Raw genomic sequence first — 13,056 nt, 5'->3', positions numbered from 1 at the left:
GCGAAAAAAGCGGCGGAGCCGGCCGATAAGCCGGGTTTTGTCGTGGACAGTCATTCTTCTAGGCACTGCGTCACCGCAGTGCTCAAGCAACCTACCCGGACCCGACGCGGGCCACGCCATTAGGTCCCTATTTGGTCTTGCTCCAGGTGGGGTTTGCCGTGCCGGTCTGTTACCAGACTCGCGGTGCGCTCTTACCGCACCATTTCACCCTTACCGGCTCCCCGAAGGGAACGTAGGCGGTATCTTTCTGTTGCACTAGTCCGTCGGCTCGCGCCGCCCAGGCGTTACCTGGCACCTTGCCCTGTGGAGCCCGGACTTTCCTCGGCATCCGCAAGGGATGACGCGACTGTCTGGCCGACTCCGCCGTGCGCATTGTCCCACAAAACACGCCCGCGCCGGTCAACCGCCGTACAAGGCCTTGCGCGGCGCGCCAGTCAGTTCGGCGGCCAGTTTGGCCGCCGTCGACGGCGGCAGGTGCTCGCTGAGCTTGGCATACAGGCGCCGGCCCTGGGCCAGCTGGGCCTCCTCGTCGCTGGCCGCGCCCTGCACCATCACCACGAATTCGCCCTTGCGCTGGTTGTCGTCGGCCTCCACCTGGCGCAGCAGCGCGGCCAGGTCGCCATCGAGCACGGTCTCAAACAGCTTGGTCAGCTCGCGCGCCAGCACCGCCGGGCGCTCGGCACCGAAGGCGGCCACCATGTCGGCCAGCGATTCGACGATGCGGTGCGAGGACTCGTAGAACACCAGGGTGCGGGTCTCGCCGGCCAGGCCCTGCAGGCGCTCGCGGCGGCCGGAGGCCTTGGCCGGCAGGAAGCCTTCGAAAGTAAAACGGTCGCTGGGCAGGCCGGCCACGCTCAGCGCGGCGATCGCCGCACAGGCCCCGGGCACCGGGCTGACCCGGATGCCGGCGGCACGCGCCGCGCGCACCAGGCGGTAGCCGGGGTCGCTGACCAGCGGGGTGCCGGCATCGCTGACCAGGGCCAGCGACTCCCCGCCCAGCAGGCGGCCGACGATGCGCTGCGCCAGGGCTTCCTCGTTGTGGTCGTGCAGCGCCACCAGCGGTTGCTGGATGCCGAAATGGGCCAGCAGCTGGCCGCTGCGGCGGGTGTCCTCGGCACAGATGGCGGCCACCGAGCGCAGCACGTCCTGCGCCCGCGGCGTCAGGTCGGCCAGGTTGCCGATCGGGGTGGCAACGACATACAGCGTAGGGACAGCACTCATCGCAACGGCACTCATGGGTCAAGGGTAGAATCGTACCGTTCCCCGGCCACGGCCGCTGCCCCCATCGAATGGACCTGATCATGAACAAGCCCGCTGCACGGATCTCCGCCCTATCGTTGTCGCTGCTGCTGATGGCCGGCTGCGCCACGACGAGCCTGACCAGCGCGCCCGAATCGCCGGCCCAGGCCCAGGCGCTTGCCTTGATCGAACAGGGCAAGCCGCGCGATGCGGCCGTGCAGCTGGAAGCCCTGGCCAACACGCTCAAGGGCGGCGCGCGCAGCGCCGCACTGGCCGATGCGGCCTTTGCCTGGAACGAGGCCGGCGACAGCGCCCGCGCGCGCAGCCTGCTGACCCAGCTCACCGCACGCCAGCTGGGCGGGGCCAGCCTGCAGCGTTACCAGCTGACCAGCGCCGAACTGGCCCTGGCCGACAAGCAGCCGGCGCAGGCACTGGCCCTGCTGAAGGAATCCTCCGACACGGTGGTGCCGACGCTGCGCACCCGCTGGCAGCTGGCCCGCGCCAATGCGCTGCAGGCCACCGGCGACAACATCGGTGCCGCCCAGGAACGTGCGCGCGCGCATGCAGCGCTGGCCGGCAAGGCGCGCAGCGACAACCAGCAGGCGATCGCCAGCCTGCTCGGCAGCCTGGACGATGCCACCCTGCGCGCCCGCGCGGCCGCCCTGCCGGCCAACGAGCCGCTGTACAACTTCGCCGGCCGTGCGCTGATCGCGCGCGGCCTGCCGCTGCCGCGTCCGTTCGATCGTGATGGCGCCGCGCAGTTCGATACCAGCAAGCGCCCGCCGGCGATGAGCGATGGTTACCGCCCACCGGTCAAGCTGGCGGTGCTGTTGCCGCTCAGCGGACGCCTGGCCACGGCCGCCCAGCCGGTCCGCGATGGCCTGCTCAGTGGCTACTACGGCGAGAACCGGCGCCGTCCGGACATCCAGTTCATCGATACCGCCGGCACCGCCGCCGGTGCCGTGGCCGCCTACGACAAGGCGGTGAGCGCCGGCGCGGACTTCATCGTCGGCCCGCTCGGCCGCGACGAGGTCGATGCGGTGTTCGGCCGCGCCCAGCTGCCGGTGCCGGTGCTGGCCCTGAACCGCGGCAAGGGCAGCCCGCCGTCAGGCAGCGCCGGGTTCTCGCTGGCACCGGAAGACGACGGCATCATCGCCGCCGAATACCTGCGCGGCCGCGAGCGCAGCAAGGTGCTGGTGATCCACAGCAACGACGACAACGGCCGCCGCGCCGCGGCCGCCTTTGCCGAACGCTTCGCCCAGCGCGGCGGCCAGGTGCTGGCCAGGATCGCGGTCGGCGACAACGTCGGCGACATCGGCGCGCAGGTGCGCAATGCCGGTGCGGTCGATGGCGTGCTGTTGGCGGTGAAGGCCCCGCAGGCACGCGCGCTCGCGCCGCAGCTGGCGCTGGCCGGTGCCGGTGGCGCCACCCGCGTGGGCACCTCGCAGCTGACCGTGGGCGCCGGCAAGGTGGAAGAAGACATGGCGCTGGACGGCATCGTCTATCCGAACGAAGCCTGGAACGTGCGCGGCGTGGCCGGGCTGCCGTCGGCGACCACCGCCGGGCAGATCCTGCCGTCGGCGCGCGGCGCATCCGGCCGCCTGTTCGCGTTCGGTTTCGACGCGTGGAAGATCAGCGCCTACCTGGACAAGATGGCCAACGAAGGCGGCCTGGCCGGCGCCACCGGCACCTTGTTCCTGGACAGCAACGGCAACGTGCTGCGGGTGCCGGCGTGGTCGACCTTCAGCGGCGGCCGGCCGATGCCGATCGCCAGCAGCAACTGACGGCCATGCCCAGCGAGCGGGCACGCCGCGGCGCGGCGGTGGAAACCGCCGCGCAGGCGTACCTGTGCCAGGCCGGGCTGAGCCCGATCAGCCGCAACGCGCGTTACCGCGGCGGCGAGCTGGACCTGATCATGCGCGACGGTGAAACCACGGTCTTCGTCGAAGTGCGGTACCGCGCCAGCGCCGGCTTCGGCGGTGGCGCGGCGTCGGTGGACCTGCGCAAGCGGCGCAAGCTGGTCCTGGCCGCGCAACTGTTCCTGGCCGCCCACCCGGCCCTGGCCGAGCGTCCGTGCCGCTTCGATGTGATCGACGCCAGCGGCGACCCGCCGCAGTTGCACTGGCTGCGCGACGCCTTCCGGCTGGAGGATTGTTGATGGACCGCACGCACTGATGCCCAGCATTTTCACCCATGCGGCCATTCCGCTGGCGTTGTGGTGCGCGGCCGACCGCGGGCGCATATCCCGCCCGTTGCTGGCCGCCGGCGTGGTCGCGGCCATGCTGCCCGACGCCGACGTACTGGCCTTCGCCCTGCGTGTTCCCTACGCCGACAGCTTCGGCCATCGCGGCGCCAGCCATTCGGTGCTGTTCGCCGCGCTGCTGGCCCTGCTGGCCGCCGCCGGGCACCGCCCGCTGCGCGCCGGCGCGGTGCAGGCCGCTGCGTTCGTCGGCATCAGTGCACTGTCGCATCCGCTGCTGGATGCATTGACCTCCGGCGGGCTCGGCGTTGCGCTGTGGTGGCCATGGAGCGGCGAACGCCTGTTCGCGCCATGGCGGCCGATCCGCGTATCGCCGTTCGCCGGGCAGTTCTTCAGCGCGCGCGGGCTGGCCACGCTGCTGTCCGAACTGCGCTGGGTGTGGCTGCCGCTGGCCGCCGCGGTGATCGGCTGGAAGCTGGTCCAGCCCGCCCCTGTCCCGCCCCGGAATCGCTGATGACTGCTGCCCTGCCCGCCACTTTCCTCGCCGCCGTACAGGCCCTGCTCGGCGAGGACGGCTGGCGTACCGATGACGCCGCGCTGGCCGCTGCCGCGCAGGACAACTCCTGGCGGCACCAGTTGCCGCTCGGCGTGGCGTTCCCGCGCGACCGCGCCCAGGTGGTGGCGCTGGTACGCGCCTGCCGCGCGCACCGCATCGCGCTGGTCGCGCGCGGCGCCGGCACCGGCACCACCGGCGCGGCGGTGCCGGTCAACGGCAGCATCGTGCTGTCGTTCGCGCGCATGGACCGCATCGTCGACATCCAGCCCGGCAACCGCTGCGCGGTGGTCGAGCCGGGCGTGCTCAACGGCGACCTGCAGCAGGCGCTGGCGCCGCACGGCCTGTTCTGGGCGCCGGACCCGTCCAGCGCGGAGATCTGCAGCATCGGCGGCAACCTGGCCTGCAATGCCGGCGGCCCACGCGCAGTGAAGTACGGCACCAGCCGCGACAACGTGCTGGGGCTGGTGGCGGTGACCGGCGCCGGGGAACTGATCCAGTGCGGCGGCGCCTATACCAAGGACGCCACCGGCTACGACCTGACCCACCTGCTGGTGGGCAGCGAAGGCACCCTGGCGCTGATCGTGGAAGCCACCTTGAAGCTCACCCCGCTGCCGGTGGCCCAGGCCGGCCTGCGCGTGCTGTACCGCGATGCCGATGCCGCCGCCGCGGCGGTGTCGCGGCTGATGGCGCAACCGGTGGTGCCGACCCGGCTGGAGTTCATGGATGCGCGCAGCCTGCAGCTGCTGCGCGGCAATGGTGCGCAGGTGCCCGACGCCGGCGCGATGCTGCTGGTGGAGGCCGACGGCGACCACGACACCCTCCCCTATCTGCTGCAGGCGCTGGCCAGTGCGGCCGAAGGCGAGGGCCTGCTGGCGCTGGACGTGGCGATGGAAGGGGCCGCGCGCGAAAAACTGTGGGCCGCGCGCAAGGCGCTGTCACCGGCGCTGCGCAGCATCGCCCCGGGCAAGATCAACGAGGACGTGGTGGTGCCGGTGTCGCGCATTCCCGAACTGGTCGCCGGGGTACAGGCGCTGGCGCGGGAATTCGGCCTGACCATCGTCACCTTCGGTCATGCCGGCAACGGCAACCTGCACGTCAACATCCTCTACCACCCCGACGATGCCGACGAGAACGCACGCGCGCAGGCCGCGCTGCCGCGCATTTTCCAGCTGACCCTGGCGCTGGGCGGCACGCTGTCGGGCGAACACGGGATCGGCCTGGCCAAGCGCGATTTCATGGCCCAGGCCTTCAGCCCGGCCACGCTGGCGGCGATGCGCGCGATCAAGCACGCGCTGGACCCGGACCATATCCTCAACCCGGGCAAGGTGCTGCCCCCGCTGGCCTGAGCGCCGCGTACCCGATCGACCAGGCGACGGCCGCAGGCCGCACGCTCAGCCGGCGAAATGCTGGTAGCCGTCCGCGCCGGGCAGGTTGTCGCCGTGCACGCCCTGGCCGGCGGTGATCCGGCCGATCCGGGTCAGCGGCAGGGCCAGCATGTTGGCCAGTGCGTGCAACGCATCGCGCTGGTCGGCGGCGGCGGTGAAGCACAGTTCGTAGTCATCGCCGCCGCGCAGCGCGCAATCGCGCGCCTGCTCGCGGCCCAGCGCGTTGCGCAGCGCCGCGGACACCGGCAGGGTGTCCACCTCCAGCTGCGCGGCCACGCCGCTGCGCGCCACGATATGGCCCAGGTCGGCGAGCAGACCGTCGGAGATATCGATGGCCGCGTGCGCGTAGGCGCGCAGGCGCTGGCCGAGCTTGACCCGCGGCAGCGGGCACAGCAGGCGCTGGCGCAGCTGTTCGTGGTCGTCGTCGGCGGCGACCGCGGCAACGTCCAGCCGGCCCTGCTGCCACAGGCGCAGCGCACCGGCCGCATCGCCCAGGGTGCCGCTGACCCAGATATCGTCGCCCACCTGCGCCGCATCACGGCGTAGCGCCTGGCCGGCGGCGACCTGGCCGATCGCGGTGACCGACAGCGACAACGGGCCGCGGGTGGTATCGCCGCCAATCAGCACGATGTCGTGTTCGTCGGCCAGCGCGAAGAAACCGTCGGCGAAGGCGTCGACCCAGGCCGCTTCGGCCGTCGGCAGCGACAGCGCCAGCGTGCACCACGCCGGGCGCGCGCCCATCGCGGCCAGGTCGGACAGGTTTACCGCCAGGGTCTTCCAGCCGATCTCGAAGGCCGGGGTTTCCGACGGAAAATGCACGCCGCTGTTGAGCGTGTCAGCGGTCACCGCCAGCTGTTCGCCGGCGCGCGGCTGCAGCAGCGCGGCATCATCGCCGATCCCCAGCGCCACGTCGGCGCGTGCGCCGGTGCGGGCACGGATGCGTTCGATCAGCAAAAATTCGGCGAGGGACATGAGGGTTCCTGCGGGGGGCGTGTGCCGACCAACGGTCGGTACCTACCGGTCTCCGAAGATCCTGCAGACACCGCAGCAATGGCCGGAGGACATAGCCCCCCTTGAGTCAAGGGGGCGCGGCGGAGCCGCGGGGGTGTGGAGGCTTATGAGCCGGGGGCCCGCGTTTTGCAACGCAAAATGTGGGGCGACAGCGCGAATGCGCCGTCGTTACCCCCCGTTTTCGGCCTTGCGCCATTCCACCGCCGCGCGGTCCAGTACGCCGTTGACGTAGGTGTGGCCGTGCTCGGAGCCAAAACGCTTGGCCGACTCGATCGCTTCGTTGATCACCACCCGGTACGGCACGTCCAGGCGATAGCGCATTTCATAGGCCGCCACGCGCAGCGCGGCACGCTCGATCGCGTCCACTTCCTCGATGCCGCGGTCCAGGTACGGGTCCAGCGCCTCGTCCAGGTCCTTGCGGTGGTCCAGCACGCCGTGCACCAGGGCTTCGAAATAGGCCAGATCGGCGATTTCGCGGGCCTGTTCGTGGGCGAACTGCGCCACCACCGACTGCACGTTGCCACCGGAGATCTGCCAGGCGTAGATCGCCTGCAGGGCGCGGCGACGGGCGCGCGAGCGCAGCACCGGGTCGACGCCATCGCGGCGGACCGGCTTGCCGGAGGGCTTGCCCGGGGTTGACTTGTTCACGGCAACTGCTCCAGAAGATTGACCATTTCCAACGCCGTCAGTGCGGCTTCCTCACCCTTGTTGCCGTGGCTGCCACCGGCGCGGGCTTCGGCATCCTCGGCCCGCTCGACGGCCAGTACGCCATTGAGCACCGGCACGCCGAAGTCCAGCTGCACGCGCATCAGGCCGTCGGCACAGCCATCGGCGACGTGTTCGTAGTGGCGGGTGTCGCCACGGATCACGCAGCCCAGGGCGATGATGGCCGCATGTTCATGCGCGGCGGCCAGGCGCGCGGCGACCAGCGGCAGTTCCCAGGCGCCGGGCACCCGGATCACGTCGATGGCGGTCTCGTCGATCCCGTTGCCGGCCAGGCTCTGCCGCGCGCCGGCCACCAGCACGTCGGTGATGCGGGCGTTCCAGCGGCTGGCGAGGATGGCGAAACGGGCCTTTTCCGGAGTACGGAGGTCGCCTTCGTAATGGCTCATGTTCGGCGTGGGGTCCATTTAATAGATGAATATTCTAGCGCATGGCCGCGTGTAGCCGGGTCGCCGCGCGTTACGGGACGGGTCGGATGGGAAAGCCCCCTGAGTCAGGGGGCTGCCGCGAAGCGGCGGGGGTCTGGATGATGGTAAGAGGGACCCGCGGTTTGCGAAGCAAATCGGGGGGCGTCAGCGCGCATGCGATGACGTGTTCCCCCTGAGTCAGGGGGCTGCCGCGGAGCGGCGGGGGTCTGGATGATGGTAAGAGGGACCCGCGGTTTGCGAAGCAAATCGGGGGGCGTCAGCGCGCATGCGATGACGTGTTCTCCACCGTCTCGACCACTTCCAGGCCATAACCGGCCAGGCCGATCTGACGGCGCGGGGTGCCCAGCACGCGCAGCTTGCCCAGGCCCAGGTCGGACAGGATCTGCGCGCCGGCGCCGTTGCGGCGCCACTGGCCCACGTCCTTGTCCTTGCCGGGGGTGACCGGGGCCGGCTGCTGGCGCAGGCGGGCCAGCAGGCTGTTGCTGTCGCGCGGCGCCGACAACACCACCATCACCCCGCGCCCGGCCGCGGCGATGGCGCGCAGGGCATCGGTGGAGGCCACCCCGAAATCGTCGCGACGCCAGTGCAGCAGGTCGGCCAGCGGGTTCTCCACCTGCACCCGGACCAGGGTCGGAGCGGCATCCACCGGGCCGCGGACCAGGGCGAAATGCAGGTCATGGGCGATCCGGTCGCGGTAGGTGACCAGCGTGAACGGGCCGAACTCGGTGTCGATCTCGCGCTCGTCGACGCGCTCGACGGTCTTTTCGGTGGCCAGGCGGTAGGCGATCAGGTCGGCGATCGAGCCCATCTTCAGGCCGTGCTCGCGGGCGAACACCTCCAGTTCCGGGCGGCGCGCCATGCTGCCGTCGGGGTTGAGGATTTCCACCAGCACGCCGGCCGGTTCCAGCCCGGCCAGCATGGCCAGGTCGACCCCGGCCTCGGTGTGGCCGGCGCGGGTCAGCACCCCGCCGGGCTGGGCGATCAGCGGGAAGATATGGCCCGGCTGGTGCAGGTCGGCCGGCTTGGCATCGGGCTTGACCGCGGTACGGATGGTATGGGCGCGGTCATAGGCCGAGATGCCGGTGGTGACCCCCTCGGCAGCTTCGATGCTCACCGTGAAGTTGGTCTGGAACTGCGCGGTATTGGCCTGCACCATCGGCGCCAGGCCCAGATCGGCGGCGCGCTCGCGGGTCAGCGGCAGGCACACCAGGCCCCGGCCATGGGTGACCATGAAGTTGATGTCCGACGGCTTGACCAGCTCGGCGGCCATGATCAGGTCGCCTTCGTTCTCGCGGTCTTCGTCATCGACGATCACCACCATGCGGCCCAGGCGGATGTCCTCGAGGATTTCGGGGATGGGGGCGAAATTCATGCGCGCGCTCCTGCACCGTGCAGCGGTTGGGCATTGGCCGGCATGGCGAGCAGACGCTCCACATAGCGGGCGACCAGGTCGATTTCCAGGTTGACCGCGTCGCCCACGGCGGTGGCGCCAAAGGCGGTGTTGGCCACGGTATGCGGGATCAGCGCGACCTCGAAGCCGGCATCGTCGACCTCGTTGACGGTCAGGCTGACCCCGTCCACGCAGATCGAGCCCTTCCTGGCGATGTAGCGCAGCAGCGCGGCCGGGGCGGCGAAGCGCCAGCGTTGGGCACGGGCGTCCTCGTGCACCGACAGCACCCGGCCCAGGCCATCGACGTGGCCGCTGACCAGGTGGCCGCCGAGACGGTCGGTCGGGCGCATCGCGCGCTCCAGGTTGATCACCGCGCCGTCGGCCAGTTGGCCAAGCGTGGTCAGGCCCAGCGTCTCGGTCGAGGCATCGGCCTGGAAACTGGTGGCGTCATGGGCGATGACGGTCAGGCACACGCCATTGACGGCAATGCTCTCGCCCAGCTGCACGGCGTCGAACGGCAGGCTGCCGACGTTGAAGGTGAAGCGGACATCGCCGCCGATGGTGTCGCGTGCGGCCAGACGGCCGACGCCTTCGATGATTCCAGTAAACAAGGAACGTTCTCCGCGGAAAGTGAGCGAAAAACGCCGCAAGGCATAGTGGTGCACGCCGCGCGCAAAGGCCCGGCCGCACCGTCTTCTTTCATCCGGACTATACCGTCGGCTCCGGCATCGGACCGGATCTGCTGACCTTCCAGCGGGGCTGGAAGCGCTCGCGGGCTCGTGCTTGCGCACCTACCGCCGGTGGGGAATCGCACCCCGCCCTGAAGACGTTTGTGTACCGGCGAACCGGCCCGCGCATTGTATCAGGGCGAGCTGAGCGCCCGCTTTCCGTAAAAAACTTGTTAACATCCGGCCCGCGCGGCACCGATCGCCGCCCTGCCGTCCTGTCGGGCCGGCTGAAATGGACCTCACTACCCAAGGAATCCACATGCGCAAGATGCTTCTGGCCGCCGCCCTGCTGGCCGCAACTCCGTTCGCCGCCTCGGCCGCCGAACGCGTCAGCTACACCTACGTCGAAGCCGGCTGGACCCAGATGGACACCAACGACGACGGCTTCAACGATCCGAAGGTGGACGGCGGCTACATCCGCGGCTCGTTCGACATCGGCCCGCAGGTCAATGTGTTCGGTGCGTGGTCGTACCTGTCCAAGAGCTACAACGGCAACGTCGCCGGCTACGACGCCCGCCTCAAGCTGGAGCTGAACCAGCCGGAGCTGGGTATCGGTTACCACATGGAAATGAGCGACCGGGTCGACTTCACCGCCGACATCGCCTGGGTGCGCCAGAACGTGGAAGCCAAGCTGTCGGTCGACGGTTTCGACAGCGCCAAGGACAAGGACCACACCAACGCCGGTCGTGCCACCCTGGGTGTGCGCGGCAAGCCGTCGGTGCGTACCGAAGCGTGGGCCAAGGCCGGTTACCTGGACGGTGGCAGCGATTTCAAGGGCACCTGGGTCGGCAATGTCGGCGGCCAGGTCAACTTCACCCGTACCTGGGGCCTGGTCGGCGAAGTGCAGGCTTACCGCGACGTCACCCAGTACTCGGTGGACATGCGCGCCAGTTTCTGATCGGGCCGCAGCGGTCTCGCTGCGCCATGATCGAACGGGCCCCGCAAGGGGCCCGTTTTTTTTGCGTCGCAGGGCGTTGCTTCGATCATTGCCATGCGTGCGATGAACGCGGCAGGGGTTATCGGCAGTCGCTCGGGAACCGACCCTACTGGCGCACGAAGGCGCCTGGTAGGGTCGAACCTTGGTCGACTGCCGGTAGCGGTGCAACGCGCGGTGACGACATGACCGCTGAACGCAGCAGGCTCCACCGTCGTCAGGGCATTGCCTCGAGCATTGCCGTGCATGCGACGAACGCGGCAACGGCCAACGGCAGTCGTTCGGGAACCGACCCCACCGGGAGGCGCGCCACGGCACCGCCATGGCACGAATGCGGTAGGATTTTGCGCCCCCCGCATTGGACGCTGACCATGAAAACAACCTGCGTGGCACTGGCCGCAGCCCTGCTCTGCACCCCCGCACTGGCCATCGCTGCGCCGGCCACCACGCTCAGCCCCGAACAGACCTTCGACCTGTACGCACGCGTGCTGCTGGAAGACGATGCCGCCGCCGCGCGCACCCTCAACGATGCGCTGCGCCCGGCCTTCGACGGCCAGGATGCGGTGACGCCCACACCGGGCGGGCTGGCAGCGGCGATGGCCGCGCCGCTGCAGGCGCTGCTGGCCAAGAGCGGCGACACCAGCGGCGGCAGCGCGGTGCCGGCACTGCTCAGTGCCAACCTGCACAAGACCCACTGCCGCGCAGACCAGGCGCAGATTCGCGACAACCCGTCGGTGGCGGGCAAGATCGCCGCGGTCGGCTTCACCTGCCAGGTAACCGCGCTGGACGGCCTGCGTCCGCTGTTCGAGGCGGCCGTGCGCGAGGATTCCAGCGCCAACCTCACCCGCTTCACCGACGCTTATCTTGCCGCCCTGCGCGACGGCCCGCGGCAGGCGGTGCGCGGCACCCTGGATCTGTATCCGGCCGGTGAAGGCGCCGGTTGGCACAGCGCCAACCTGGACGATCTGGTGGCGCCGGTGGTCAACGCGTTGCTGCCGTTCGCGGTGTGGTCGCAGGAAGCAGCCGCGCTGGAGGCGCCCAAGGTTACCGGCGTACCGGGCTGCGACCTGCTGCTGCAGCAGCATCGCCAGTGCCTGGCCAGGACCGCGCCGGACCAGGTGCCCGGCGTGGACGCCATGGCCGAGGAACTCAAGGCCAAGGCCAAGGTGATGACGCCGGAGGCAATGACCCGGGAATGCAAGGCGCTGCGTTCGATGGCCGAGGCGATGTGGGGCGACGACTGCGGCTGAGGTGAGGCGTACCGACCAACGGTCGGTACCTACCGCCCCCTGCCCGGTGCCAATCGGCTCCGGGTCGATGCCAACCGGCTCCGGGTAGGCGACGACCGTTGGTCGTCGCGCAGACCACCGGTTACGCCCGCAACAGCAGTCGCATATCTTCGCCAACCTGGCGCTGGTCCACCACGCGCAGCCGTTGCTGCTGGTCCATCGCATGGATGCCCAGCCCGGACAGCAGCGGCAGGCCGTGTTCGCCCAGCAACGTGGGTGCCTGGTAGAGCAGCAGTTCATCGGCCCAGCCGCCGGCCAGCAGCGCCCCGGCCAGGGTGGCGCCGGCTTCGGTGTGGACCTCGTTGATGCCGCGCTCGGCGAGCAGGGCCAGCACCGCGCCCAGGTCCAGGCGGCCGTCTTGGCAGCGCACGCTGGCAAATTCCGCATCGGCCGCATCCGGTGCACTGATGGCCGCATCGTGCAGGTACAGCGTTGGCGCCCCGCCCTCGCGCACCCGCGCGCACTCCAGCGAGCGCAGCCGCGCATCGAGCACCACGCGCAGGGGCGGCAGCACCTCGGTATCGGCCAGGCGCACGGTCAGCATCGGGTCGTCGGCCAGCACGGTGGCCGCGCCGGTCAGGATCGCGCCGGCACGCGCGCGCCAGTGCTGCACATCCTCGCGTGCGGCCGCGCCGGTGATCCACTTGGAACGGCCGTCGGCCATCGCGGTGCGGCCATCCAGGCTGGCGGCCAGCTTGACCCGCACCCACGGCCGGCCGCGCTCGATGCGCGACAGGAAGCCCCGGTTGAGTTCGCGCGCCGGCCCGGCCATCAGCCCTTCGGCGACCGCGATGCCGGCCTGGCGCAGCAGGTCGAAGCCACCGCCGTCGACCTTCGGGAACGGGTCGCGCATCGCCGCCACCACCCGGCCGACCCCGGCCTGGATCAGCGCCAGTGCGCACGGCGGGGTGCGCCCCTGGTGCGCGCAGGGTTCCAGGGTGACGTAGGCGGTGGCGCCCCGGGCGCGCGCGCCGGCCTGGCGCAGCGCGAATACTTCGGCATGCGGCCCGCCGGTGCGCTGGTGCCAGCCTTCACCCACCACTTCGGTGCCATGGGCGATCACGCAGCCGACCATCGGGTTGGGCCGGGCGGTATAGGCAGCGCGTTCGGCCAGGCGCAGGGCGTGTGCCATGTGCAGGTGGTCGAGGGCGGAAAAATCGGTCATGGCAACAG

The 13,056-nt window shown here is 70.4% G+C and carries 13 protein-coding genes, 1 other RNA gene and 1 riboswitch; of the genes, 6 read left to right on the top strand and 8 right to left on the bottom strand.

The window, feature by feature from the left end:
- Positions 1–10: 10 nt before the first annotated feature.
- Positions 11–362, bottom strand: an RNA gene (rnpB, locus tag AC3ITM_RS03275) — RNase P RNA component class A.
- 37 nt (positions 363–399) lie between these two features.
- Positions 400–1,221 carry a 16S rRNA (cytidine(1402)-2'-O)-methyltransferase gene (gene rsmI, locus AC3ITM_RS03270; RefSeq protein WP_228887680.1) on the bottom strand — a complete coding sequence of 274 codons (822 nt, stop codon included), beginning with the start codon at positions 1,219–1,221 and terminating at the stop codon, positions 400–402.
- Between the two features lie 80 nt (positions 1,222–1,301).
- Here rsmI and AC3ITM_RS03265 point away from each other — a divergent pair, with 80 nt between their 5' ends.
- From AC3ITM_RS03265 to AC3ITM_RS03250, 4 genes are read left to right on the top strand one after another with little or no spacing between them, the layout of a single operon-like run.
- The gene (locus AC3ITM_RS03265; RefSeq protein ID WP_489268414.1) at positions 1,302–3,023 is read left to right on the top strand and encodes a penicillin-binding protein activator; all 1,722 of its coding nucleotides are present in this window, start codon (positions 1,302–1,304) and stop codon (positions 3,021–3,023) included.
- Between the two features lie 5 nt (positions 3,024–3,028).
- Positions 3,029–3,397: a YraN family protein gene (locus tag AC3ITM_RS03260; RefSeq protein WP_489270016.1), complete on the top strand. Its 369-nt coding sequence runs from the start codon at positions 3,029–3,031 to the stop codon at positions 3,395–3,397.
- Between the two features lie 16 nt (positions 3,398–3,413).
- On the top strand, positions 3,414–3,953 hold the full coding sequence (locus tag AC3ITM_RS03255) for a metal-dependent hydrolase (protein WP_489268412.1): 540 nt from the start codon (positions 3,414–3,416) through the stop codon (positions 3,951–3,953).
- The gene (locus AC3ITM_RS03250; RefSeq protein ID WP_489268410.1) at positions 3,953–5,341 is read left to right on the top strand and encodes an FAD-binding oxidoreductase; all 1,389 of its coding nucleotides are present in this window, start codon (positions 3,953–3,955) and stop codon (positions 5,339–5,341) included. Before AC3ITM_RS03255 ends, AC3ITM_RS03250 begins: the two co-directional genes overlap by 1 nt.
- Before the next feature lie 45 nt (positions 5,342–5,386).
- Here the strand turns inward: AC3ITM_RS03250 and thiL are convergent, their stop codons facing one another.
- From thiL to AC3ITM_RS03225, 5 genes are all read right to left on the bottom strand, one after another.
- Positions 5,387–6,352: a thiamine-phosphate kinase gene (gene thiL / locus AC3ITM_RS03245; protein ID WP_489268408.1), complete on the bottom strand. Its 966-nt coding sequence runs from the start codon at positions 6,350–6,352 to the stop codon at positions 5,387–5,389.
- Positions 6,353–6,559: 207 nt separating this feature from the next.
- On the bottom strand, positions 6,560–7,039 hold the full coding sequence (gene nusB, locus AC3ITM_RS03240; RefSeq protein WP_489268406.1) for a transcription antitermination factor NusB: 480 nt from the start codon (positions 7,037–7,039) through the stop codon (positions 6,560–6,562).
- Complete coding sequence (gene ribH, locus AC3ITM_RS03235; protein ID WP_489268404.1) at positions 7,036–7,503, bottom strand: 6,7-dimethyl-8-ribityllumazine synthase; 468 nt, start codon at positions 7,501–7,503, stop codon at positions 7,036–7,038. Before ribH ends, nusB begins: the two co-directional genes overlap by 4 nt.
- Before the next feature lie 295 nt (positions 7,504–7,798).
- On the bottom strand, positions 7,799–8,914 hold the full coding sequence (ribB, locus tag AC3ITM_RS03230; RefSeq protein WP_489268402.1) for a 3,4-dihydroxy-2-butanone-4-phosphate synthase: 1,116 nt from the start codon (positions 8,912–8,914) through the stop codon (positions 7,799–7,801).
- The gene (locus AC3ITM_RS03225) at positions 8,911–9,543 is read right to left on the bottom strand and encodes a riboflavin synthase (protein WP_489268400.1); all 633 of its coding nucleotides are present in this window, start codon (positions 9,541–9,543) and stop codon (positions 8,911–8,913) included. The genes ribB and AC3ITM_RS03225 overlap by 4 nt, the downstream gene beginning before the upstream one ends.
- A gap of 76 nt (positions 9,544–9,619) precedes the next feature.
- Positions 9,620–9,764, bottom strand: a riboswitch (FMN riboswitch).
- A 155-nt stretch (positions 9,765–9,919) separates the two neighbouring features.
- On the opposite strand from AC3ITM_RS03225, the gene AC3ITM_RS03220 reads away from it, so the two are divergent.
- Entirely contained in the window at positions 9,920–10,558 is a 639-nt protein-coding gene (locus AC3ITM_RS03220) for an outer membrane beta-barrel protein (protein WP_489268398.1), read from the top strand.
- Between the two features lie 407 nt (positions 10,559–10,965).
- Complete coding sequence (locus AC3ITM_RS03215) at positions 10,966–11,844, top strand: hypothetical protein (RefSeq protein ID WP_489268396.1); 879 nt, start codon at positions 10,966–10,968, stop codon at positions 11,842–11,844.
- A 121-nt stretch (positions 11,845–11,965) separates the two neighbouring features.
- Here AC3ITM_RS03215 and ribD read toward each other — a convergent pair whose 3' ends face one another.
- Complete coding sequence (gene ribD / locus AC3ITM_RS03210) at positions 11,966–13,048, bottom strand: bifunctional diaminohydroxyphosphoribosylaminopyrimidine deaminase/5-amino-6-(5-phosphoribosylamino)uracil reductase RibD (RefSeq protein WP_489268394.1); 1,083 nt, start codon at positions 13,046–13,048, stop codon at positions 11,966–11,968.
- Between the last annotated feature and the right edge of the window lie 8 nt (positions 13,049–13,056).

It is taken from the genome of Stenotrophomonas sp. KH_029 (assembly GCF_057839765.1).
The sequence above is the reverse complement of the archived record's forward strand: the minus strand, read 5'-3'. Positions and strand labels throughout refer to the sequence as shown.

Bases quoted from the DNA above. Each gene is read 5' to 3' on its own strand.
- ribB (WP_489268402.1), bottom strand. From the start codon at position 8,914: ATGAATTTCGCCCCCATCCCCGAAATCCTCGAGGACATCCGCCTGGGC.
- AC3ITM_RS03255 (WP_489268412.1), top strand. From the start codon at position 3,414: ATGCCCAGCATTTTCACCCATGCGGCCATTCCGCTGGCGTTGTGGTGC.
- thiL (WP_489268408.1), bottom strand. From the start codon at position 6,352: ATGTCCCTCGCCGAATTTTTGCTGATCGAACGCATCCGTGCCCGCACC.
- rsmI (WP_228887680.1), bottom strand. From the start codon at position 1,221: ATGAGTGCTGTCCCTACGCTGTATGTCGTTGCCACCCCGATCGGCAAC.
- AC3ITM_RS03220 (WP_489268398.1), top strand. From the start codon at position 9,920: ATGCGCAAGATGCTTCTGGCCGCCGCCCTGCTGGCCGCAACTCCGTTC.
- AC3ITM_RS03215 (WP_489268396.1), top strand. From the start codon at position 10,966: ATGAAAACAACCTGCGTGGCACTGGCCGCAGCCCTGCTCTGCACCCCC.
- AC3ITM_RS03250 (WP_489268410.1), top strand. From the start codon at position 3,953: ATGACTGCTGCCCTGCCCGCCACTTTCCTCGCCGCCGTACAGGCCCTG.
- ribD (WP_489268394.1), bottom strand. From the start codon at position 13,048: ATGACCGATTTTTCCGCCCTCGACCACCTGCACATGGCACACGCCCTG.
- AC3ITM_RS03265 (WP_489268414.1), top strand. From the start codon at position 1,302: ATGAACAAGCCCGCTGCACGGATCTCCGCCCTATCGTTGTCGCTGCTG.
- ribH (WP_489268404.1), bottom strand. From the start codon at position 7,503: ATGAGCCATTACGAAGGCGACCTCCGTACTCCGGAAAAGGCCCGTTTC.
- AC3ITM_RS03260 (WP_489270016.1), top strand. From the start codon at position 3,029: ATGCCCAGCGAGCGGGCACGCCGCGGCGCGGCGGTGGAAACCGCCGCG.